The organism is Winogradskyella sp. 266wxhm (assembly GCF_058964685.1).
On sequence record NZ_CM179559.1, the window covers coordinates 848,760 to 872,195 of the forward strand.

Sequence of the window (23,436 nt, forward strand, 5' to 3'; positions counted from 1 at the left end):
TCACATTCGTTCGAAATGACAAAACAGAAGAATGAACATCAAAAACTACATAAACGGAGATTTCTATCTTCCCATTGCTAATAAGTGGATTGACAATTACAATCCTTCAAATGGTGAAGTCTATGGACAAATCCCAAACTCATCAAAAGAAGACGTAGAGCAAGCTTATCAAAGTGCTAAATCTGCTTTTCCTAGCTGGAGTCAAACTACATTAGAAGAGCGAAGCAGAATTCTAATTAAGATTTCAGAATTATTAGAAGCCAATTTAGACCGTTTTGCAGAAGCCGAAAGTAAGGACAACGGAAAACCCGTAAATCTCGCCAAAATGGTCGATATACCAAGAGCAGCAAGTAACTTCAGGTTTTTTGGTAATGCCATTACCCAATTTGCAAGTGAAAGCCACGAAAGCGTTGGTCAAAACGCTGTAAATTATACACTACGCCAACCTATTGGTGTTGTTGGTTGTATTAGTCCGTGGAATTTACCTTTATATCTGTTCACTTGGAAAATAGCACCTGCAATCGCGGCAGGTAATTGCGTCGTTGCCAAACCAAGCGAAGTCACACCAATGACGGCTTATTTGTTAGGCGAAATTTGCAACGAAGCTGGTTTACCCAAAGGCGTTTTAAATATTGTTCACGGTTTAGGCACTACGACAGGTCAAGCTATAGTAGAGCATCCCAACATCAAAGCCATTAGTTTTACTGGCGGAACAGCAACTGGAGCACATATTGCCAAAGTTGCAGCACCAATGTTTAAAAAATTGTCTTTAGAATTAGGAGGAAAAAACCCAAATATCATCTTTGCCGATTGCGATTATGATGATATGTTAAGTACAACCGTACGCTCGTCGTTTGCTAATCAAGGTCAGATTTGTTTATGCGGAAGCCGAATTTTTGTAGAAGAAACTATTTACGAGAAATTCAAAACTGACTTTGTAGAAAAAGTAAAAAGCTTGAAAGTTGGTCATCCTTCTGAAAAAGACACTAAAATTGGTGCTTTAGTTTCAAAACCACATCTTGAAAAGGTGAAAAGCTATATCGAAATTGCTAAAGAAGAAGAGGCAAATATTTTATATGGCGGAAACGAAGTTACTGTTGAAGGCTACGAAAACGGCTACTATTTGCAGCCAACAATTATCGAAGTAAAAACAGACGATTGTCGCGTGAATCAAGAAGAAATTTTTGGTCCAGTAGTTACCATAATGCCATTTAAAACTGAAGACGACGTGTTAAACATGGCTAACAAAGTAAAATACGGATTATCAGCAACACTTTGGACAAATAACCTAAAACGCACGATGAGAATGAGCAACCAACTACAAACAGGTATTGTTTGGGTAAACACTTGGATGATGCGCGATTTACGCACGCCTTTTGGTGGTGTAAAAGCAAGCGGAGTTGGTCGCGAAGGTGGATTTGAAGCTTTACGCTTTTTTACTGAGGCTAAAAATGTGTGTATAAAGTATTAATTTGATGTCGCCTCGAGCGCAGTCGAGAGGTTAATTATGAAAACGTATTTTGTTTACATATTGAAATGTTCAGATGGTTTAACTTATACTGGAATAACAAATAATATTTCTAGACGGTTTGAAGAGCATCAAAAGGGATTAAACAAAACCTGTTTTACATATAAAAGAAGACCTTTAGAATTAATATTTCAACAAAAGTTTAACAATGTAGAACAAGCAATATATTTTGAAAAGAAAATAAAAAAATGGAGTGCAAAAAAGAAATTTGCTTTAGCTATTGGAGAGTATAATTTGTTGCAAATTTTAGCCGAATGTAGAAATGCAACACATTCTAATTTTAAACCGAACAGTTAAGTAGGTCTCGACTGCGCTCGACCAGACAAAATTATGGACTTAAAACTAAACAACAAATACGCACTAGTTTGTGGTAGCACAGCAGGTATTGGTAAAGCAACTGCTTTAGCTTTAGCTGAAGAAGGTGCAAATATCACACTAGTAGCAAGAAACGAAGACAAGCTAAAGGCAGTTTTAGCCGAATTACCAAAACACAGAAATCACGATTATATTGTTGCCGATTTTTCTAATCCGATGGAATTGAAAGAAAAAGTTGAAAGCTACATCAAAAACAATCACGGATTTCATGTGTTGGTAAACAATACAGGCGGACCAGCTGGCGGACCAGTTTTTGATGCAAAAATTGAAGAATTTGAAAGCGCTTTTACACAGCATTTAAAATGTAATCATGTATTAGTACAAGCGGTTGTTCCGTTTATGAAAGATGAAAATTATGGACGTATTGTTAATGTAATTTCAACGTCTGTAAAACAGCCATTAGATGGACTTGGTGTAAGCAATACCATTCGAGGTGCTGTAGCTAACTGGAGTAAAACCTTAGCTAATGAACTTGGTCAGTTTGGCATTACCGTAAACAACGTATTACCTGGAGCAACAGGAACAGAACGTTTAACCGAAATCATTAAAAACAAAAGTGCTAAAACTGGTAAAACAGAAGAAGAATCTGCTAACGCTATGAAAAGTGCTGTACCAGCAAAACGTTTTGCTAAACCAGAAGAATTAGCTGCTGCAATCACCTTTTTAGCAAGCGAAAAAGCGAGTTATATAAACGGAATTAACCTTCCGGTTGATGGTGGAAGAACAAAAAGTTTATAATAGCCCATCCTAACCTTCTCAAAAGGAAGGAATAGATTGAGCAAAAAATACCATATCTTTATATCAGTAATTATTTTATAACAAAACTCTATTCCCGGATGAGTTTTTCCCCTTTGGGGAAATTAAAAAGGGGCTTTTATTATGAGTAAATTATATCCTCCGATTAACTTTAAAGCATGGATTGAAGAAAACCGTCATTTACTTAAACCACCTGTTGGCAATAAAGTTGTTTGGAAAGATGGTGATTTTATTGTGATGGTTGTTGGCGGACCAAATAGCCGTAAAGATTACCATTATAACGAAACACCAGAATTTTTCTATCAAGTTGAAGGTGATATTACTTTAAAAGTTATTGATAACGGTGAACCAAAAGATATTTATATAAAAGAAGGTGAAATCTTTTTGTTACCACCAAAAGTTCCGCATTCACCTCAACGTGGAGCAAACACTGTTGGATTGGTGATAGAATATCCTCGTGAAGAAGGTGTACAAGATGCCTTACTTTGGTTCTGCGAAAGTTGTACAACTAAATTATACGAAGAAGATTTTACTTTAGATAATATCGAAACCGATATGCCTAAAATTTTCGACAAGTATTATGGTGATAAAGAAAAACGTACTTGCCCTAATTGTGGCTCTGTTATGGAACCACCTAAAAAAGTACAATTAGAAGAATAATATTGTTCTTTCAAAAAAAAGCGATAAAAAAAGCACGATTTAATTTATAAAAGATTCCTGCCTTGGCAGAAATGACAGACATGGAAAACAAACGTAAACTAAGAATTAACGGTCATTCTCACCTTCTTCCTTATCCTGAAGAAATTCCTGAATTCATGAAAGATAAAGGGATTTTCTGGGTTGATAAAGATCGTAAATTCATGCTTCAAAAAGATTGGAACAGACCAATTACAGACTCAAGTTTTTTCTTAAATGAGAAGTTGGCTTGGATGGAGCATTTTAAAATAGATCATGCTGTTGTTTTAAATTTATCCCAACTTTATGGTAATGGTTTGCGTTTGGAAGAAATGAAGCAAGCGTTGCGTTTTCAGAATGATTTTAATGCTCGCATTCAACACGACAATCCAAGTAAATTTACATGTGGTTTTGTAGTACACCCTGGTTTTGTGAGAGGTGCTTGTTGGGAAATAGAACGTTGTGTTGAAGAACTTGGTTTACAACTACTTTGCCTTCCTACACATTATATGGATACTATTGGAACTTGGCGTTGCATTTTTGATGAGGAAAACGAACCAATTTTTGAACTGGCTAACAAATATAATTTAGCTGTTGAAATCCACCCTTATGATGGTGAAAAATTCATAAAATTAGAAAACACATCTTGGCGTTTCCATTTAATATGGATGTTAGCACAATGCGCAGATGCGTATCACTTTCTAACCTTAAATGGGTACTATGAAAAGTACCCTAATATGCGCGTTTGTTTTGCTCATGGTGGACAGTTAGCACAAATAAACCTTGGTCGTCGTATTCAAGGATTTGATGGTAGACCAGATTTATTTGAAGGTAAAAAACATCCTAGAAAAGCGGTGGGTCATAAAAATATTTTCTTTGATACTTTGGTACATGATACAGGTTCATTAGAGCTATTGATAAAAAATCAAGGCTACAAACAAGTTATTATGGGTCTTGACGATCCTTATCCATTAGGTGAAATGGAAAGTGCCAAACAATCTTCTTATCCTGGAAAAATTTTGGATTTAGCATTTGAAAGAAAAATTATAAATGAAGAAGAACAAAATGCCATTTGGAAATGCAACGTAATACAATGGCTATGTGGAGATGATGAAGTGGCCAAGGACAAGCTAATTAATCGTATTTTATCTTGATAAGGTTATTTTTCTGACAATAATTTCTATATTTAGAACCTAATCAAACAATCATTTATCATGAAAAAACTTGGAGGTTACATGGTCTTTTTTGGCCTTTTTGCTATTGTTCTAGACTTTTTTGACAGAGTTCCTACAATACTTATGTGGATTTATTCTTGGGGAGATACTGCGGCTTGGGCCATAAAAATAGGTCTTGTTGTTTTAGGTGCTGTTCTCTTCTTTGTGGGCAAACCTGCAGAAGATCAACCTCAAGAAGAAGCGGTACTTCCAGAAAAAGAAACTGCCGAATAAAAACTTTTCTTTTATTATTTTTTATGTTTTTCTTACCTGAAAAATTAGACCACTATGTTGTAGAACATTCTGAGCAAGAACCTCAATTATTACAAGAGCTTACTCGAGAAACCTATCAGAAAATTTTGCAACCTATTATGCTTTCTGGACCTTATCAAGGTAGGGTTCTAAGCATGATTTCTAAATTAGTGAGACCAAAAATCATATTAGAGTTAGGTACTTTTACTGGTTATGCTACACTTTGTTTAGCTGAAGGCTTACAAATAGATGGTGAAATTCATACTATTGATATTAACGAAGAACTTCATGATTTTCAGCGTAAATATTTTGACAAATCTGGATTTGGAGAACAAATCATACAACATACTGGAAATGCTTTAGATATCATTCCTAGTTTAGACATGTCTTTCGATTTAGTGTTTATTGATGCTGATAAGCCTAATTACAGTAATTACTTTCACCTTATAATTAACAAACTTAATCCTGGAGGTATTATACTTTCTGATAATGTATTGTGGCATGGAAAAGTTGTAGAACCATTAAACGATAAGGACAAATCCACTAAAGCAGTTTTAGACTATAATACACTTTTAAAATCCGATGAGCGTGTAGAAACTGTTTTATTACCTATACGAGATGGTTTAACAATTAGCCGAAAGAAATAAAAAAAGAGCTTTGTAAAATAACACAAAGCTCTTTTTAATTTTTGATTGGTTTAACTTACTGCACCGCTTGCAGAGCATCAATATTTCCATAGCCAAAACTACCATTCTTATTTGGGTAGAATTCCGCTGATTGCTTTAATCTGTTTAAAACTTGCGTTCTAGACCAACTTGGGTATCTCGACCAAATTAAAGCTGCAATACCAGCCGTAGTTGCTGTAGCTACAGACGATCCACCAGTATAACGACGCTGTCCATTGTAAAACCCTAAAACAGGAGGAGCTTTACTTGTATTATTATCACCTTCCATAATAATAGTAAAATCAATTTTACTTCCACTATGGCAAGTTTCACATCTCTCATAATTTGGCCCATCATCAACTCCAGTCACTGCAACTGTTTCGCTCATCGTAGCTGGAAAAATCACACCAAAACCATTTGTAAAACTTGTAGAAGTTCCGCCTGCGGCAAAAATGAGTTTACCTTTACTGTAAGCATATTTCACCGCATCTTTAATATTTCCTATAGACCAAACATAACCTATAGACATAGAAATAATCTTCACATCATTTCTATTTCCTAATTGTGTTAAAGCTGCTGAAACGCCTTTTCGTTCGTGGTAATCATTCAATAATACATCTTCAGTTGCTCTATAAGCTACTAAATTGGCATTGTATGCTACACCAACTGGCATGCCATTATCATTTCTTGGCGCAGCCATTGTAGAAGCCATAGCGGTTCCGTGACCACATTTGTCGTGCGGACCGTCATAATTACTACTCCACCACCACGCAGAATCTATAAAAGTACCATACTTCTGCACAAAGCGTCCGTTAGAATAGCCATCGTTAAAACCGCTAGAATTCAATAAGGATTGTGATTGAGACACACCAGTATCTATCAACCCAATAGTTACTCCAGAACCTGTAGTATAGTTCCAAGCTTGTTGGATGTTATGCTCATTAAAATGCCAAGACACTTGAGCATTATTTGGTGCCACTGTTGTGTAATGCGAAGAATTTATAGTATCAGCATTTTTATCACAACCTGAACTACTTTTAGCTATGCTATTTGAATAGTGGTTGTAACCATTAGGTTCTAAATACCTTACATACGGATTTTTCCTTAGTGCTATGATAGTTTCAATGTTTTTTACCTCAACATCAATTACAGTAATAATTTCATGCTCAACAAGCCTTAGCTTAGCTTTAGGCGTATCTTCAAACTTTAAAACCGTATTTATAATTTCCTCTTTTTTTCGTTCTAGAGCTGAATCTTCTGTTTCACTAAAGCTTTGACCTTTGTTTCCATAGCCAATAGTTAAGATGTTTTGTCCGTGAGTGACAGCGCTCCACAAAAAGTGTTCGTTTTGTTTACTCCAATCAAAGTCTCCTGTTTTTTTGATTGTTTGGGAAATTTTGGAGTTTATTTCCTCAATAGAAAGCGGCTTTTTTGAAAATTGAAGTTCTTTTGAATCTAAAGAATCCGATTCAAAAACAGATTCATCTTTTGTACAAGCCCAAATAGTAAGTAATACTAATGCAAGTAGGCTGAGTTTTTGTTTTTTCATTTAATATGATTTAGATGGTTATTCTCTAAATATATTAAATATTTACCAACTCAAAGAATGTATTTTTACGAATACGGTATTTTATGTTATTCTATTTTAAGAATATAGAATTATTTTTCTCTTTTGATAGAACCAGAAAAATCTTCTATCTCATCTCTTACCTTATTAATTTCCTTTTGGATTTCTTTAGTTGTATCATTATCCATGATGTTACTCTCCTTAGCACTTTTGGTAACTTCATGCTTTATGTCGTTAGTAGCATCCTTTAATTGGCGCATACCTTTACCAAGACCTCTGGCTATTTCAGGAATTTTATCTGCACCAAAAACCAATACTACTATAAAGAGTATAAATATAATTTCGGTACTTCCGATGAATAAGAATGTTGTTAAGTGTATCACGTTGCAAATATATAGTGAGTTTATGAATAAAACGATATCTATAAAACAAAAAAGCCGACTTTAACAAGTCGACTTTTATTATTACTTGGACTACTTCTTAGTCTTCTGTTTTATTTTTAAACTTGTCAAAGTCGCTTTCCTTCTCTTCTATTGGCCATGAGTTGTTAGAAGTATCTACATCAGCAGTTTCTAAATCAGGGTCTACAGTAATAGATACAATTTCTTTTTCAGAAGCAATAGCTTTACTAACCTCTTTATCATTTAGTCTCCAAATCTGAGCAGGATATGTTATCTTTTCTTTAGAACCGTCAGCATATTCATACTGAACGATAAGCGGCATTACCAAACCTCCTGGTTTATCAAAAGTTACTTGATAGAAGTATTTTGGAGTTTCTTTGATTGCCTTTTGTTCTTCTGGCGTAAAATTATCCATGATGTATTCTTTTACTGTCGGAAGATTTTCCATTGTTTCAGCGTTCTTGATAGCATCATCATAACCTTCTTCTCCTTCACCTATAAAATACACTAATGAATTTGGATCGATATTATAACGCTCTGCTAACCTTGTACCATTATCGTTTGGTTTAGATGTTACTGCAAATTTCTTTACTTCTTTAATACCAATATCTGTATAATCTGTAGTATAGAACCAACCTCTCCAGAACCAATCTAAATCAACTGCTGAAGCATCTTCCATAGTACGGAAGAAATCTTCTGGTGTTGGGTGTTTAAACATCCAACGTTGTGCGTATTCTCTAAATGAATAATCAAATAAATCGCGTCCCATTACGGTTTCTCTTAAGATATTCAACCCTGTTGCAGGCTTACTGTAAGCATTATTTCCAAATTGGTAGGTATTAAGACCTTTCGTCATAATTGGCGCGATGTAATCTTGATCACCTCCCATATATCTTACAATATTTTTTGCTGGACCTCTACGAGAAGGATATTTATCATGACCTTCAGATAAAGCTGTAGGGTTCCATTCCCCAAAATCTTGTTCTGCAACATACTGAACAAATGTATTCAAACCTTCGTCCATCCATGTCCATTGACGCTCATCGCTATTCACAATCATTGGGAAAAAATTATGCCCAACTTCATGAATAATTACACTGATCATTCCATATTTAGTTCTCTCAGAATAGTTACCATCTTTATCTGCACGACCAAAATTGAAACAAATCATAGGATATTCCATTCCCATTGGTGTATTTACAGAAATGGCTTTATGGTAAGGGTAATCAAACGTCATACGTGAATAAGATTTTAAAGTACTCGCCACAGCTCTTGTAGACCACTCTTCCCACAACGGATTACCTTCTTTTGGATATAATGACACAGCCATAACATCCTTGTCTCCAATTTTTACAGCCATCATATCCCAAATGAATTTTCTTGACGTTGCAAAACCATAATCACGCACCATTTTAGCTGAAAACTTCCAAGTTTTTTTCTTTTTGCTTTTAGATTTTTCTGCTTTTATCGCTTCATCTTCAGTTACAATCATTACAGGATTATCATAAGATTTTTGAGCTTTTTTGTAACGCTTCATCATCTCTTTAGAAAAAACTTCTTCTCTATTGGTTAAAACACCTGTAGCGTCTACAATATGATCTGCAGGTACTGTAATGTTTACATCAAAATCACCAAATGGTAAAGCAAACTCATCACGACCCCAGAACTGAGAATTCTGCCAACCTTCAACATCATTATAGACTGCCATACGTGGATAAAATTGCGCTATGGTATACAGATTATTACCGTCTTCTTCAAAATGCTCATAACCTGAACGGCCACCATCTTCAACATGGTTATTAATGTTATACCACCATTTAATTTTAAAAGAAAATTTATCACCTGTATTCATTGGTTTTGGTAGCTCAACACGCATCATGGTTCTATTAATTGTGTATGCTAAATCTTTACCATCAACATTTTTTACATGTTCAATGTTAAAACCACCATCAAAAGGTTCTTCTAAATAGGTTTTTACAGCTCTAGAAGATGTTGTAGCTGGGCCAATACCAGAAGAGTTTATTAAAGGTGTTTTAGAATCTTTGGCACGCATATTTTGATCTAGCTGTACCCAAAGATATTTTAATTCGTCTGGTGAGTTGTTTGTGTAAGTAATGGTCTCATCACCATATAATTTTGTGTTATCATCATCTATTTCAATATCCATCTTATAGTCTGCTTGTTGCTGGTAATAAGCTGGACCTGGCGCACCAGAACCTGTTCTAAACATGTTTGGAGTTGCAAACTCATCATACAACTGTTTGAATTTGTTTTGGTTAGTATGACCCGGCTTACGTTCAGGTTTTGTCTCATCTTGAGCATATGTGCTTGCTGAAACTAAAAATAAAGCACACAGAAAATAGTTGAAAATTTTCATATGAAATTTTTTGTTTAAAAAATGAGCCCTAAAATAATTATTTAAGGCGTTTTTAACGTTTTTTTAATCAAAGTTTAACATGCATTCATCATTGTCTGGGATAAGTAGAAAGCTCTTATTGACGTCAAAAGCTTTTATCCTAACAATATTTTGCTGAGCAGGAAGTATATCAAACAAAACCTTATTTGTTATCTCAATGGTCTTTACGTCAGAAACATTCTCTATTTCAAGATAGCAATAGGTAATGTCATCTTTATATTCTTTCCCGATATAATTGAAACTTAGTTTTTGACCGTTAACTTTAACTTGAAGTTTATCTTCCAAATAACGTTTTATATATGCTTTGATTTCTTCTGCTTTGTTGTCTGGTGCTAAAATGATGTCTTCATCATAGCGTTCTCGTAGAAGCTTTTCAAAATCATCAATAAATATTTGACTGATAATCTGTACAGATCTTTGATCTTTTACATACTCAACTTCTGTAACACTTACATAGTATTCATGCTGAATATCATTAGATGTAAGCAAAGGCATTAAGAAAAAAGCAAAAGCTATTTGAAGTAATTTCATTTTATAAAATTGATTTTTTAAGCAAATCCAAAAAACATTCCAAAATTACTCTTTAACAGCGGATTCTCTATTTTTCTTGTAAGCTTTTAACTTTGCTTTTAGAAAATCTATGGCTTTGAGGTCGTTGTTTTCGTAACATAACGCTTTAAACCCATCATCTTCCTGACAAAACATAAAGTATTCATTCTTTAAATTATCGGCTAAAGTATCGGTTTCAAAAATAGCTGTTTCATATTCTCTTCTTAGCCTGCTTATGCATTTTTCCTCTTCATCTAAAGCTACTATTTCCTTGAGTTTTTTAGTTCTTCCACTTACTGTGTTAAGTATTTTATGTAAGTTAAGAGAAACTCCAGCGCCGAAAGGACCTCCATTTATTGAACCTATTGGTCCACTATCCGCATCATGGAGCTTACGTTCATTTTGCGTTAACGGTTTGCCTTTGTAACCTGGAATTCCTAAATCGTAAAAATTAATTTCTGTTTCTGCATCTGAGTTTTCTAGATCAGACTGCAAACTTCCTGTCAAAATCTTACCTACAATAACCTCTCTAAGTTCATTAATTGCTTCGGTGAGTTGCACTTTGAAATATCCTAAATTGACGATAGAATCGGTGATGATAAATTGTTTGTTTTGATATTTTAAACTAGAAATAAACAAGGTATCTGAAGCCTTTGCCACAATGGTAAAACTCCCATCCTCTTCTGATACCGTATATTTTGAAGCAGTTTGATTTAAAATATGTATGCCTTCAACTTCGTCATTAGCTTCTAGCTGTCCATTTATTTCTTTCCGTTGAGCATTACCAACAGAAATAAAAAAAAACAACAGTAAAACGAGAAGTTTTTTAATCTTTATCACCTTCTTTTTTTAGGAAAGATTTGCTGAGTTGGGTAATACGTTCTAAGAATTGTATTTCTTTGTCTTCTTCTAAAAGCTCTTCATCAATACCTTGCTCTTCCACATAATCAATAAACTCACCTATTTTTTCTAGAGGTATATCAAAATTGTTGTGGATGTAATTAATACTATAATTATCTAAAGCCTGTTTGAATGGAGTTCTTTTTAGTTCTTTTTCTTTTTTTGTTTTAGACTTCTCTTCAATATCTGCTACCTGACTTACTAAAAACCCAGCAAGGTTTACAAGGTTAAGCATGTGTTCCATTCCTGGATTATACTCATTAAATGCAACGTTTTCCGCTTCCGTTTTATAGTCTGCCGAGAACTCAAAATCTTCAATATGATCTAATCCAAAATAAACATCATCTAAACTTACGTTATAGGTTCTTACATTTTCAAGATCTGCCCCAAGATTTCCTGTTAAACCAAAAGGCAAGAGCACCACCTCATCTAGCTTATTAACTTCTTCTACCAAAATCACTGTAAGTTGTTTAGACTCTATTACATCCTCAGTAATTGTAACTTTAAAATCCTGAAATTGCAAAGCGCCAAATTCAATGATATCATTAACAGCAACATTTATCTTAAAATCACCTTTTTCATCTGTGACTGTACCTTTATTTGATGATAAATTAAAAACCGTTACCCCTTCCTTATCTGGTGATGAAACAATAATTCTTCCATTGACAGGAAACCTCTCTGTTTCTTGAGCAAAAACTGAAATGGATAAGAGAGTAAATAATATGAGTAGTGTATTTTTCATTATGTTGGTTTTATTGTAATAAATTTCGGATATATTCTTTAAATCTCATAGCAATACCTTGATAAATGTTTGTTAAAACCGTAAACGGATATTCTAAAAAAGTCTTTTGTACTTTGTATTTTTGAAAAAAATAAAACCTAATATTTTGAAATCCATATTAATTGCCAGTACTTCTACAATACATGGAAGTGGTTATTTAGAGTATCTTTTAGATGAACTTAAAGTACATTTTAAAAATGCTAATGAAATCTTATTCATTCCTTACGCAAGACCTGGTGGTATTTCTCATGATGAATACACCTCAAAATCTAGTGAGGCCTTTCTTAAAATAGGAAAAACGGTAAAAGGTATTCATGAATTTGAAAATGCAAAAGATGCTATTGAGAATGCTAAAGGTATATTTGTTGGTGGTGGTAATACTTTTGTTTTAGTTTCACAACTATATAAAAATGATGTCCTTTCTTCCATAAAAAATGTCGTGAATAATGGCATACCATATCTTGGTACAAGTGCCGGAAGCAATATTTGTGGACTTACAATTAATACTACTAACGATATGCCTATTGTTTATCCACCAAGTTTTAAAACTTTGGGTTTTGTTCCTTTTAATATCAACCCTCACTATTTAGATCCCATTCCTGGCAGTACACACATGGGAGAAACTAGAGAAACACGTATTAAGGAATTTCATGCCTATAATACACAACCCGTTATTGGTCTTAGAGAAGGTAGTTGGATTGAAGTAAAAGATGAAAAACTAACTTTAAGAGGTAACCTTGAAGCTAGAATTTTTGAATATAGGAAATCCCCTTATGAAATAGAAACTAATTCTGATTTAGCTTTTCTGAAGTAAAATTATATTCTCTTCAGAAAGTGATATCCTAAGATTTCAAAACCTTCATTAAAATAAAACTTGTGTGAAGGATGATTACTTACATAGGTATTCAACTCTATGGATTGGCATCCTTGTTGTTTAACATAATCATGTACCCAAGCCATAAATTGCTTACCTAAACCATTACCTCTAAATTCTGGCTCTATGTAAACATGATCTAGTTCAACAGACCTTCCACTATAATGCCTGGTACAGAACCACATACCACAAACACCAATAATAATATCATTTTTTAATATCACAGCACATTTGTAATTCTGATATTTTATTTCCTCGAATCGTGATTTTAATAACTCTTCACTAATCTTAGCTTCATTCAACTTAAAAATTAGCGGAACTATATTTTCCAAGTCCTCATTTGAAATAATTTTGAAATGATAATCCATAATTAAAAACTATATAATATCCTAAACACTAAATTAATAAAGGTTTATAATTTTATAAATAAAAAAGCGCCTCAATGAGGCGCTTTTTTTAACTAACTAACTCAAATAATTGTCTAATCCTTAGACATCTGTTCTTTTAAAACGCTTAAGAAACATTTCTGCATCTTTTGCCTTTGCTTTCTGTGCATGTCTTAAAGGTGTTAAGCCTTTATCACAAGTGCTATGAACTTTTGCACCTGCTGTAATTAACACTTTAATCATATCTACACGATTATATTTTGCAGCATAATGAAGCGGCATCATACCGTTAGATTTCACATTCAAATCTGCACCAGCTTCAATGAAGTTTTTTACTACGTCCATATCGCCTGTGGCTACTGCTTTACAAAGCGGACTAACCTCAACTGGTTTTACCGCTACATTTTCAAAATTTGAAATTTCTACTTCGTTTGTTGCATTTAAATTACTGATTGAAAAGCCCAATGCTAAAGCTAAAATTACTACTGTTTTTTTCATGATGAAAGATTTTAAAATTTAATTGATTTGTTTTTTGATATACTAAATAGACGATATAAAATTTATTCTGTTACACCCTCAAAAATTTTATAACATTTTTTTAACGCTTTGAAAACAAATATGTTAATGCTTTCACAAAAGCTTCAACCCTCATTATTACTACTTTACTAAAACTTAAAATAGAGTTAATCTCTTAAATTTTTTCGGTTAACAAATTTGTAATAGTGTTGTATATGTTATCTTTGATATGTTAAAAATTCACTCATGAACAAAAAGGTTATTTTAATGATTTTAGATGGTTGGGGTAAATCTCCTGACCCTAAAGTCTCAGCTATAGACAATGCAGAAACTCCATTTATAGATGCTCTTTACACACAATACCCAAATGCAAGCCTTAGAACAGATGGGTTGCATGTTGGTTTACCTGAAGGACAAATGGGAAACAGCGAAGTTGGACACATGAATCTCGGTGCTGGACGCATTGTATATCAAGACCTAGTGAAGATAAATCTTGCGGTTAAAAACAAAACTATTCAAGATGAGCTAGTCTTAAAAAATGCCTTTGAGTATGCTAAATCAAATAACAAAAATGTTCACCTTTTAGGTTTAGTAAGTGATGGTGGTGTACATTCACACATCAATCATTTGTTTGGACTCATAGATGCCGCTAATGATTACGGTCTAGAGGATGTTTTTGTACATGCGTTCACAGACGGTAGAGATGTAGACCCTAAATCTGGTTACGGTTTTATTTCCGATCTAGAAGATCATTTAGAAAAAACTACTGGCAAACTTGCAACTGTAACAGGGCGCTATTACGCCATGGATAGAGATAAACGTTGGGAACGTGTTAAACTAGCTTACGATGCTTTGGTTGAAGGTAAGGGAGACCATACTACCAACATCTTAAAATCTATTCAAGAAAATTACGAAAATGATGTCACAGACGAATTTATAAAACCTTTAGCTATTGTTGATGATAATGACAATCCTAAAGCCACGATTAAAAATGATGATGTTGTTATTTTCTTCAATTTTAGAACGGACAGAGGTAGACAATTAACACAAGTTTTATCTCAGGAAGATTTTCATGAATATAACATGCATAAGCTAAATCTTCACTACGTTACTATGACGAATTATGATGACAGTTTTACAGGCATCAACGTTGTTTTTAATAAAGACAACCTCACCGAAACCTTAGGTGAAGTCCTAGAAAAGCATCACAAAAAGCAGATTAGAATTGCTGAAACAGAGAAATATCCTCATGTTACTTTTTTCTTTTCAGGAGGTAGAGAAGAACCTTTTGATGGTGAAACAAGAATTTTGAGAAACTCACCAAAAGTTGCCACTTATGATCTTCAACCAGAAATGAGCGCTTACGAACTGCGTGATGCCTTAGTACCTCAATTACAAAAGGGAGATGTTGATTTTGTCTGTTTAAATTTTGCAAATGGAGATATGGTTGGTCATACAGGTGTTATGGAAGCTGCTATAAAAGCTTGTGAAGCGGTTGATGAATGTGTAAAAGATGTTGTTACAACAGCATTAGAAAACAATTATACAACAATCTTAATTGCAGATCATGGCAATTGTGAAACCATGATAAATCCTGATGGCACACCTAACACAGCTCATACTACAAATCCGGTTCCTGTAATTTTAATTGATAAAGATTTAAAAGAAATTAAAGACGGTATTTTAGGTGATATTGCTCCAACAGTATTAAAACTTATTGGTATTCCTCAACCGGAAGCAATGACACAACACAGCCTTGTATAAGGTTGTTATTATTGTACCTTTGCCTCTCAATTTGAATTAATAGCATGAATTTTCAGGATAGATTGATTATAGCCGTAGATTTTGATGGTACCATTGTTGAAGATGCCTACCCTAAAATTGGTAAAACAAGAATCTTTGCTTTTGAAACTTTAAAACGCCTACAACAAGATGGTCACAGACTCATACTTTGGACCTATAGATGCGGATCAAAACTTCAAGAAGCAGTTGATTTTTGTAAAGATAATGGTATTGAATTTTATGCTGTTAATGCTAGCTTTCCTGAAGAAAAATTTGACGAAACCAGAAGCCGTAAAATCCATGCGGATATCTTTATAGATGACCGTAATATAGGAGGCATCCTCGGTTGGGGTGAAGTTTATCAACTAATTACCAACGAGGAGCCTGATATTAAAAGTGTCAAGAAAAAATGGTGGCAGTTTTAATAAACTTAATTTCCATTAAATCATCTCATAATAAGCTTTATCTATAGCTTCTCTATGATCTGGATGTGCAATATTAACTAAAGCCTTTACACGCTCTTGAATGGTTTTTCCATATAAATTAGCTACACCATATTCTGTAACTACATAATGTATGTGTGCTCTTGTTGTTACCACACCTGCACCAGGTTTGAGCGTTGGCACTATTCTACTAACGCCTTTTTTAGTAACAGACGGTAACGCAATAATGGCTTTTCCGCCTTCACTTAAAGATGCGCCTCTAATAAAATCCATCTGTCCTCCAACACCAGAATACATATGTCCACCTATAGAATCTGCACAAACCTGACCAGTTAAATCAACCTCTATTGCCGAATTTATAGCAACCATCTTAGGGTTTTGTTTTATTATAGAAACATCATTAGTGTAGTTAGAAGCTCTCATTTCTATAAAAGGATTATCATCTACATAATCGTATAAACGCTGTGAACCCACTAAGAATGTAGCTAAAGCTCTACCTCTATTAATACCTTTGTAATTACCATTTATAACATCTTCTAAAATCAAATCGATGACTCCATCAGAAAACATTTCTGTATGTAATCCTAAATCTTTGTGATTATGTAATCTTGTTAATACCGCATTAGGAATATTTCCTATTCCCATTTGCAACGTACTTTTATCTTCAATCAATTCTGCTATATAATCACCTATTTTATTTTCAACGGCAGAAGGCTCAGCCATATCATGAGTTGGCAAAGGAATATCGCATTCTACAAAAGCATCTATTTCTGTATGATGTATTATTCCTGCACCGTGAGTTCGTGGCATCTGTTTATTTACCTGAGCAATGACGTAATCTGCATTATCAATAGCAGCCAAAGTAGCCTCTACAGAAACACCTAATGAACAATAACCATGTTTATCTGGAACCGAAACATGTATAAGTGCTACTTGTAAGTCAACTATATTTCGTTTGAATAACAATGGCACCTCACTTAAAAAGACAGGTGTGTAAGAACCGTTTCCAGCGTGTAGCGTATGTCTTACATTCTTTCCGATAAAAAAGGAATTGACATGAAAACTTTCAGCATATTCTGGATTAGCGTAAGGAGCTTCACCTTCAGTATGTAACTGGCAAATCTCAACATTTCGTAATTCTTCATGTCTATCGGCAAGTGCTTTAACCAATAAGGTCGGTGCTGCAGCGGCTGCTTGCACATATATTTTATCGTTAGACTTTACAACTTTTAATGCTTCTTCTGCGGTAACTGTTTTATACATTTTATATCAATTTTTGTACTACAAACTTATAACAGTAAAGTTATTTAAAAACTGCTATTTATCATGTTTTAGTAAAATTATAAAATCGTTATAATTACCTATCTTTGCAGCTCAATTTAGGAAACATGATTATCGTAAAAACAAGAGAAGAAATTGAATTAATGCGTCAAAGTGCACTTATAGTTTCTAAAACTTTAGGTATGCTCGCAAAAGAAGTTAAAGAAGGGGTTACCACCAATCATTTAGATACAATAGCTGAAGAATTTATTAGAGACCACGGAGCTTTACCTGGCTTCAAAGGACTTTATGATTGTCCTTCAACGTTATTATGTAGTGTTAATGAAGCTGTTGTACACGGATTACCTACAGACACACCCTTAAAAAATGGAGATATTGTTTCTATAGACTGTGGAGCATTGATGAACGGTTTCTATGGAGACCACGCTTATACCTTTGAAATTGGTGATGTTGCTGAAGACACTAAAAAATTAATTAAAACCACTAAGGAGTCTTTATACGTAGGTATAGAGCAATTGAGAGTTGGTAATAGAGTTGGTGATGTAGGCTTTGCTATACAGCAGTATTGTGAAGCTGAAGGTTATGGTGTTGTAAGAGAACTTGTAGGACACGGATTGGGACGTAAGATGCATGAAGATCCTGAAATGCCAAACTATGGAAGACGAGGACGAGGTAAAAAATTTATTGAAGGAATGGTTGTTGCTATAGAACCTATGATAAATATGGGAACACATCGCGTAAAACAACTAAAAGATGGTTGGACAATCGTAACACAAGATGGTAAACCAAGCGTACATTTTGAACATGATATTGCCGTTGTAGATGGGCAACCAGAAATACTTTCGACCTTTGCTTATGTTCATGAGGCTTTAGGAATCACCTCGACTGAAGAAGATAAATTTAGACAAAAAGCATTGGTTTTATAATTACACCGAATGAACATTACGCAATTAGAATCCGAATTAACATCCCTAAGGGCTGAGTTAAATAATCATAAGTTATATAGTGCTTTAGAATCCATTGAAGATATCAAAACTTTCATGGAGCAACACGTATTTGCTGTTTGGGACTTTATGTCTTTGCTTAAAGCACTTCAAAATCAACTGACCAATACAACTGTACCTTGGACACCTGTTAAAAATCCATCCACTGCACGTTTTATTAACGAAATTGTACTTGGTGAAGAAACGGATGTTAACGAATTAGGTGAACCTAAAAGTCATTATGAAATGTATTTGGATGCTATGGATCAAATTGGTGCTAACACATCTCAAATCTCAGATTTCATTAACTATATTGTTAATGGTGATTCTATACTTAATGCTGCGAGAAAATCGGATTTAAATTCTGAAACTCTAAAATTTGTTCAGTTTACATTTGATATTATAAATACTAAAGAATCACATAAAATTGCTTCGGCTTTTACTTTTGGAAGAGAAGATGTTATTCCTGATATGTTTTTTCAAATTATAAACCAATCTAAAACTGAAGATGAAACCTATAGCAAGTTAACCTACTATCTCAATAGACATATAGAGTTAGATGGTGATGAGCATGGTCCTTTATCATTAAGAATGATTGAAGAATTATGTGGAGAGGATACTACTAAGTGGAATGAGGCTTTAGAAATCTCAAAACTTGCTTTACAATATAGAATTTCACTTTGGGATGGTATTTATAATTTAATTACTTCTAACAAAACTATTGAAGTTTAGTAGTATTGAAACGTCTTTCAAAATTTATATTAAATCTTATTCCGAGACCTTTATTAATAAGGCTAAGCTACGTTGCTAGACCTATTTTAGCATTAATACTAAAAGGTAAGCGCTATACAGATCCCATTGATGGTAAAAGTTTTAAAACGTTTTTGCCTTATGGCTATGTAAAACAGCGTGAAAATATTTTATCGCCTTCTACCCTTTCTTTAGAGCGTCATCGTTTACTATGGTTGTATTTAAAAGATGAAACTGATTTCTTTTCAGCTCAAAAAAAAGTGTTACACTTTGCGCCTGAACAGTGTTTTTTAAAACGCTTTAGATCACTCAAAAATTTAGATTACACTACTACTGATTTATTATCACCAATTGCAGACGTTAAAGCTGATATATGCAATCTTCCTTTTGAAGATAACAGTTATGACGTTATACTCTGCAACCATGTTTTAGAACATATTCCTGATGACACAAAAGCAATGCAAGAGCTTTATAGAGTTATGAAACCTGGAGGTTGGGGAGTTTTTCAGATCCCTCAAGATTTAAATCGAGAGATGACATTTGAAGATGATTCTATTACCGATAAAGCCGAACGTGCTAAAATTTTTGGACAATACGACCATGTTCGTGTTTATGGTAGAGATTATTTTGAAAAATTAAGAAGTATTGGTTTTAAAGTTGACGAAGTAGATTATACTGATACTTTATCAGACTCTGAAATTGATATTTTTCGTTTAGCTAAAGGAGAGATAATCCCAGTTGTTTACAAAAAATAGATTGAAATGAGTCAACAGACATTTATAATAACAGGTACATTATTCGGAATGTTAGCTATAATATTTGGTGCGTTTGGTGCTCATGCATTAAAGAAAATCTTATCTGAAGACCAGCTTAAAAGTTTTGAAACTGGTGTAAAATATCAAATGTACCACGCTATAGTTTTACTTGTACTTGGGTTTAATTTTCAGTTTTCAACTTCTGCAATGTACTGGTGTTTTACTTTGGGAATTATCTTATTTTCTTTTAGTATCTATGGTCTAGTTTTAAGCGATGCTAAAGGAAAAAAATTACGTTTCTTGGGTCCAGTCACACCACTTGGTGGTTTACTTTTTGTAATTGGTTGGTTACTTGTGATTATACAAGCTACATAAACACTGTTTCTATTTAAACCCTAATTATTCAGGAAAATTATTCAAAGAAAGTGTTTCTAATTCTCCGTTCTCGTTTTCAAAAATAAAATATGCTTTAAGCTCTTGTCTCGCATATAAGAAATCTGTTACCTTTTGTATTCCCATGGCCTGAAAAGCTGTAGCGTATGCATCTGCAGTCATACAGTTTTCTGCAATCACAGATACGCTCAAAATATTAGTTCTTGTTGGGTAGCCTGTTTTCGTATTAATGATATGTGCATAACGATTGCCATCTTCATCTACTTTAAATTTTCTATACGTACCCGACGTTGCCATAGCTTCATCCTTAAGCGCGATGACTTTAGAATAGGATTGTTCACCTTCAAAATTAGGATCATCAATACCAACTTTCCATAATTTGTTTTTTTCTAGGTTAATGCCTTTCACTCGTATTTCTCCACCTATCTCAACCAAGTAGTTCTCAATATTTTTACTTTCTAAAAATTCACCAATAACATCAACTCCGTAGCCTTTGGCAATGGCATTAAAGTCTAAATAAGAATTTGTGCTTTTTATTACTTTTTTGTCCCTTAATCCCATTCTATTAAAACCAACAGTTTTCATCAAACTATCGATAGCTGTACTATCTATATTGGTTATTTTTCCTTCGGGACCAAAATCCCATGCATTAACTACAGACCCAATAGTTGGATCGAAAGCTCCTTCGGTTTCTCTATAAATACGTTTTGCAGTTGTAAAAACACGCTCAAAATGTCTATCTACTTCGGGAGATTCTCCTTTATTAATTCTAGAAATTTTTGAATCGGTCATATATGTAGACATAGATTCGTTTACACTCTTGAAAAGCTCATCAAATTGCTTATTGAAATTTACATCGTCTTCCGAATAGTATTGTATATTATAAGTAGTACCAAATACAGGACCGTTTATCTTTATATTCTTTGGTTCGCTTTCGCATGAAAAAAACGCAATAAGAATAAAAATAATGAGAAGCTTCTTCATAAATTTTTATGGGAATAATATTAATTTATGTTCATATCAATAACCTGAATTCCGTTATATTCAATAAGGTATTCTTCGTTTAAGTAAATAGGTAAATCCTCACCGTTTGGGTTGCCTAAGCCTACTCCTGCATAAAGTACTTTTGCATTTTTTTCAAAAGCGTGTTTTTTGAACGTCTCCATCCAAACTACATCAAAATTATTAGGATTGTCTGGCAATATTACAGCTCTAACCACCACAAAATAGTATTGACTATTTTTATCGATACATACAAATTGCGGGTGTCTTTTTAGTTTACTGTTTATGGCAATAAATTCAAAACCACGTGATTCTAAATCTTTACCAACATGATTCATCGCTAAGTTATGTATTTCTTGAGGTGTAAGGGCTTTGCTCATAATACAAAGATACAAAGTTGTTATTTAAACCTCACAAATTTTGCACTGCTAAAGGTGTAGTTTGAAACTGGAGTAATGGCATCGTCTTCTAACTCATACCAAGGAGATATTGTAGTATCTGTAAGATTCTTAACTAGGTGAACGCTCTGAGCCGGAGTGTTGCCTTGAAAAAGTAAGAATAACTTTTCTCCGCTTTCATTTTCCACTTCATCACATATCATCACAATATGCCCAGGAGAGCCACCTTTAATCAGCATATCACCAATTTGTAAATTTTTTGAATTAATAGGTTTCAACTCATTATAAAGTGATAGCGTACCAGAATACATATAAATAAGATTCAAGTACTTGTAAAAATTGTCTTTAGAATTGTTGGCTGCAGCCGTTTTATGAAAAGTTACTTTATTTCCATTGATTTTTGGTCGGTACCCTTCGGCATATTTTTTCCAAGAACAATAATGACCAGATGTAAAATTAAAGCCAATCTCATCTTTTCTATTGTTGTCCCAAAGGTATTCACTTCGTATTCTTATTAATGCGTCTGCGCATTGTTGCAAACCGTTTTTAGGCACGGGTACTTCAAGTATACCTATATGACCTCTTTGCCAAAAATATTCAGTGTCATCATAGTTTATAATCTTACTTCCGTAAGCTTTTAACTTGTAATTTCTAAGACACTCTTGAAAACTGCCTTTTGGGTAATTTATGCGCTTATAACCTTCCGGTACATTCACTCTAGATTTTATCGTTAAACTATCCTTATTGATTAAACTTGGAGTTCTTATGGTTGACTCAACAACACTTACCACTTGTTTTACAGGCTTAAATTGATAAGCCAAAACAACTACTGAAATAATTAATAATAAAACGAGTAAAGCTTTTTTCATATTAAGAAAAACGTTTGAACATTCTATTTTGTTATATAAAACTCAGAATTATTAATTTTAAGGCACTTATGAAACAGTTAATTCTTATTTTCTTACTTATTATTTTCTCATGTGAAGAAAACAAACCTAATCTACCAGATCCTTTAGAAGCCGGTTGGAAAGGTGAATCAGTTTGTGAAGTTATTGAGAACAGCAAAGAACTTAGAGTTTTAAAATGCACATTTGAACCTGGTGTAGGTCATGAAAAGCATTTTCATAATCCACACTTTGGTTACGCATTAAAAGGAAGTAAGTTCAAAATTAAAGATTACAAAGGCACAAGAGAAGTTAATGTTCCAACTGGATATACTTTTAAGAAAGATAGTATTACAACTCATGAAGTTTTGAATATTGGTGATAGTACAGCTGTTTTTCTGATTATGGAATACAAGTGAATTTTATTTCTTATCTTTTATATTGAAAAAGATGAATTATGAAAACTTCAAATCGCTTTGATAATGCTATCAAAAAATTATATACCGCTTTTCACAATAACACTCTAAATCCTGAAGATTGTAAACAATGTGCGGTAGGAAACATTTTGGATCACAAAGATAGTTGGAAACATCTAACGGACATTCATGGCTCTATACGTCTAAATTATGTTGGTTTGGTACATCAAAATCTTGGTAGAAAATTTAATGGTTATTCACCTTTAGAATTACTTCAAATCGAAGCTGCTTTTTTAAAAGCTTGCGGTTACGATTTAGGAAGGAGTTTCTGTCATAAACCAGAAAAACCAATGACAAAAGATATACTTTTTAAAGGCCTTTCTGAAGTGGTTTCAAAACTTTGTGAGTTAGATGGACAATCAGATGTGATGGATTGCTCTGAGCTATTTGACTTTAATGCTATAAAGCAAATGCTTTAGTTTGCAAATAGAAAT

At 33.6% G+C, this 23,436-nt stretch carries 28 protein-coding genes; 16 read left to right on the plus strand and 12 right to left on the minus strand.

Going from position 1 to position 23,436, the window contains the following annotated elements:
* The first annotated feature begins 31 nt into the window (after positions 1-31).
* The 7 genes from AC2H4K_RS03910 (at position 32) to AC2H4K_RS03940 (ending at position 5,447) form a co-directional block, all read left to right on the plus strand.
* The gene (locus AC2H4K_RS03910; RefSeq protein WP_281138483.1) at positions 32-1,471 is read left to right on the plus strand and encodes an aldehyde dehydrogenase; all 1,440 of its coding nucleotides are present in this window, start codon (positions 32-34) and stop codon (positions 1,469-1,471) included.
* Positions 1,472-1,507: 36 nt separating this feature from the next.
* On the plus strand, positions 1,508-1,825 hold the full coding sequence (locus AC2H4K_RS03915; RefSeq protein WP_281138484.1) for a GIY-YIG nuclease family protein: 318 nt from the start codon (positions 1,508-1,510) through the stop codon (positions 1,823-1,825).
* A gap of 33 nt (positions 1,826-1,858) precedes the next feature.
* Entirely contained in the window at positions 1,859-2,641 is a 783-nt protein-coding gene (locus AC2H4K_RS03920; RefSeq protein ID WP_281138485.1) for an SDR family oxidoreductase, read from the plus strand.
* 141 nt (positions 2,642-2,782) lie between these two features.
* On the plus strand, positions 2,783-3,319 hold the full coding sequence (locus tag AC2H4K_RS03925; protein ID WP_281138486.1) for a 3-hydroxyanthranilate 3,4-dioxygenase: 537 nt from the start codon (positions 2,783-2,785) through the stop codon (positions 3,317-3,319).
* A gap of 80 nt (positions 3,320-3,399) precedes the next feature.
* Positions 3,400-4,488 carry an amidohydrolase family protein gene (locus AC2H4K_RS03930; RefSeq protein ID WP_281138487.1) on the plus strand — a complete coding sequence of 363 codons (1,089 nt, stop codon included), beginning with the start codon at positions 3,400-3,402 and terminating at the stop codon, positions 4,486-4,488.
* 60 nt (positions 4,489-4,548) lie between these two features.
* On the plus strand, positions 4,549-4,782 hold the full coding sequence (locus AC2H4K_RS03935; RefSeq protein ID WP_281138488.1) for a hypothetical protein: 234 nt from the start codon (positions 4,549-4,551) through the stop codon (positions 4,780-4,782).
* Between the two features lie 23 nt (positions 4,783-4,805).
* Positions 4,806-5,447 carry an O-methyltransferase gene (locus AC2H4K_RS03940; RefSeq protein ID WP_281138489.1) on the plus strand — a complete coding sequence of 214 codons (642 nt, stop codon included), beginning with the start codon at positions 4,806-4,808 and terminating at the stop codon, positions 5,445-5,447.
* A gap of 55 nt (positions 5,448-5,502) precedes the next feature.
* Here the strand turns inward: AC2H4K_RS03940 and AC2H4K_RS03945 are convergent, their stop codons facing one another.
* The 6 genes from AC2H4K_RS03945 to AC2H4K_RS03970 form a co-directional block, all read right to left on the minus strand.
* Positions 5,503-7,014, minus strand: coding sequence for a S8 family peptidase (locus tag AC2H4K_RS03945; RefSeq protein WP_281138490.1), 1,512 nt, complete (start codon positions 7,012-7,014; stop codon positions 5,503-5,505).
* A 110-nt stretch (positions 7,015-7,124) separates the two neighbouring features.
* Positions 7,125-7,415 carry a Sec-independent protein translocase subunit TatA/TatB gene (locus tag AC2H4K_RS03950; RefSeq protein WP_281138491.1) on the minus strand — a complete coding sequence of 97 codons (291 nt, stop codon included), beginning with the start codon at positions 7,413-7,415 and terminating at the stop codon, positions 7,125-7,127.
* 97 nt (positions 7,416-7,512) lie between these two features.
* Positions 7,513-9,810 (minus strand): M1 family metallopeptidase, encoded by a 2,298-nt coding sequence (locus AC2H4K_RS03955; RefSeq protein ID WP_281138492.1) that lies wholly within the window; start codon positions 9,808-9,810, stop codon positions 7,513-7,515.
* Between the two features lie 63 nt (positions 9,811-9,873).
* Complete coding sequence (locus AC2H4K_RS03960; RefSeq protein ID WP_281138493.1) at positions 9,874-10,380, minus strand: DUF6702 family protein; 507 nt, start codon at positions 10,378-10,380, stop codon at positions 9,874-9,876.
* Between the two features lie 45 nt (positions 10,381-10,425).
* Positions 10,426-11,238, minus strand: coding sequence for a peptidase associated/transthyretin-like domain-containing protein (locus AC2H4K_RS03965; protein WP_281138494.1), 813 nt, complete (start codon positions 11,236-11,238; stop codon positions 10,426-10,428).
* Entirely contained in the window at positions 11,225-12,040 is an 816-nt protein-coding gene (locus AC2H4K_RS03970) for a carboxypeptidase-like regulatory domain-containing protein (RefSeq protein ID WP_281138495.1), read from the minus strand. The genes AC2H4K_RS03965 and AC2H4K_RS03970 overlap by 14 nt, the downstream gene beginning before the upstream one ends.
* 145 nt (positions 12,041-12,185) lie before the next feature.
* Here AC2H4K_RS03970 and pepE point away from each other — a divergent pair, with 145 nt between their 5' ends.
* Positions 12,186-12,893 (plus strand): dipeptidase PepE, encoded by a 708-nt coding sequence (gene pepE / locus AC2H4K_RS03975; protein ID WP_493742858.1) that lies wholly within the window; start codon positions 12,186-12,188, stop codon positions 12,891-12,893.
* A gap of 2 nt (positions 12,894-12,895) precedes the next feature.
* Here pepE and AC2H4K_RS03980 read toward each other — a convergent pair whose 3' ends face one another.
* Entirely contained in the window at positions 12,896-13,321 is a 426-nt protein-coding gene (locus AC2H4K_RS03980) for a GNAT family N-acetyltransferase (RefSeq protein WP_493742859.1), read from the minus strand.
* A 120-nt stretch (positions 13,322-13,441) separates the two neighbouring features.
* A complete protein-coding gene (locus AC2H4K_RS03985; protein ID WP_493742860.1) occupies positions 13,442-13,837 on the minus strand; it encodes an ankyrin repeat domain-containing protein in 396 nt (131 codons plus the stop codon).
* Between the two features lie 264 nt (positions 13,838-14,101).
* Between AC2H4K_RS03985 and gpmI the strand changes: the two genes are divergently transcribed.
* A complete protein-coding gene (gene gpmI, locus AC2H4K_RS03990) occupies positions 14,102-15,619 on the plus strand; it encodes a 2,3-bisphosphoglycerate-independent phosphoglycerate mutase (protein ID WP_493742861.1) in 1,518 nt (505 codons plus the stop codon).
* A gap of 44 nt (positions 15,620-15,663) precedes the next feature.
* The gene (locus tag AC2H4K_RS03995) at positions 15,664-16,062 is read left to right on the plus strand and encodes a BT0820 family HAD-type phosphatase (protein ID WP_281138500.1); all 399 of its coding nucleotides are present in this window, start codon (positions 15,664-15,666) and stop codon (positions 16,060-16,062) included.
* A gap of 15 nt (positions 16,063-16,077) precedes the next feature.
* Here the strand turns inward: AC2H4K_RS03995 and AC2H4K_RS04000 are convergent, their stop codons facing one another.
* The gene (locus AC2H4K_RS04000) at positions 16,078-17,343 is read right to left on the minus strand and encodes an acetyl-CoA hydrolase/transferase family protein (protein WP_493742862.1); all 1,266 of its coding nucleotides are present in this window, start codon (positions 17,341-17,343) and stop codon (positions 16,078-16,080) included.
* A 125-nt stretch (positions 17,344-17,468) separates the two neighbouring features.
* Here AC2H4K_RS04000 and map point away from each other — a divergent pair, with 125 nt between their 5' ends.
* Genes map through AC2H4K_RS04020 form a run of 4 tightly spaced genes read left to right on the plus strand, consistent with a single transcriptional unit; the run spans position 17,469 to position 20,224 of the window.
* Complete coding sequence (gene map / locus AC2H4K_RS04005) at positions 17,469-18,287, plus strand: type I methionyl aminopeptidase (protein WP_493742863.1); 819 nt, start codon at positions 17,469-17,471, stop codon at positions 18,285-18,287.
* A 9-nt stretch (positions 18,288-18,296) separates the two neighbouring features.
* Positions 18,297-19,076 carry a DUF3050 domain-containing protein gene (locus tag AC2H4K_RS04010; protein ID WP_493742864.1) on the plus strand — a complete coding sequence of 260 codons (780 nt, stop codon included), beginning with the start codon at positions 18,297-18,299 and terminating at the stop codon, positions 19,074-19,076.
* Positions 19,077-19,081: 5 nt separating this feature from the next.
* The gene (locus AC2H4K_RS04015) at positions 19,082-19,849 is read left to right on the plus strand and encodes a class I SAM-dependent methyltransferase (RefSeq protein WP_493742865.1); all 768 of its coding nucleotides are present in this window, start codon (positions 19,082-19,084) and stop codon (positions 19,847-19,849) included.
* 6 nt (positions 19,850-19,855) lie between these two features.
* Positions 19,856-20,224: a DUF423 domain-containing protein gene (locus AC2H4K_RS04020; protein ID WP_493742866.1), complete on the plus strand. Its 369-nt coding sequence runs from the start codon at positions 19,856-19,858 to the stop codon at positions 20,222-20,224.
* 24 nt (positions 20,225-20,248) lie between these two features.
* Here the strand turns inward: AC2H4K_RS04020 and AC2H4K_RS04025 are convergent, their stop codons facing one another.
* The 3 genes from AC2H4K_RS04025 to AC2H4K_RS04035 are packed head-to-tail and all read right to left on the minus strand — an operon-like array spanning position 20,249 to position 22,511.
* Positions 20,249-21,226: an FAD:protein FMN transferase gene (locus AC2H4K_RS04025; RefSeq protein ID WP_493742867.1), complete on the minus strand. Its 978-nt coding sequence runs from the start codon at positions 21,224-21,226 to the stop codon at positions 20,249-20,251.
* 20 nt (positions 21,227-21,246) lie between these two features.
* A complete protein-coding gene (locus tag AC2H4K_RS04030) occupies positions 21,247-21,624 on the minus strand; it encodes a DUF8840 domain-containing protein (protein WP_493742868.1) in 378 nt (125 codons plus the stop codon).
* A 20-nt stretch (positions 21,625-21,644) separates the two neighbouring features.
* Positions 21,645-22,511: a DUF4846 domain-containing protein gene (locus AC2H4K_RS04035; RefSeq protein WP_493742869.1), complete on the minus strand. Its 867-nt coding sequence runs from the start codon at positions 22,509-22,511 to the stop codon at positions 21,645-21,647.
* A gap of 68 nt (positions 22,512-22,579) precedes the next feature.
* Here AC2H4K_RS04035 and AC2H4K_RS04040 point away from each other — a divergent pair, with 68 nt between their 5' ends.
* A complete protein-coding gene (locus tag AC2H4K_RS04040; protein ID WP_493742870.1) occupies positions 22,580-22,945 on the plus strand; it encodes a cupin domain-containing protein in 366 nt (121 codons plus the stop codon).
* Positions 22,946-22,983: 38 nt separating this feature from the next.
* Positions 22,984-23,421 (plus strand): Na(+)-translocating NADH-quinone reductase subunit F, encoded by a 438-nt coding sequence (locus AC2H4K_RS04045; protein ID WP_493742871.1) that lies wholly within the window; start codon positions 22,984-22,986, stop codon positions 23,419-23,421.
* Positions 23,422-23,436: the final 15 nt, after the last annotated feature.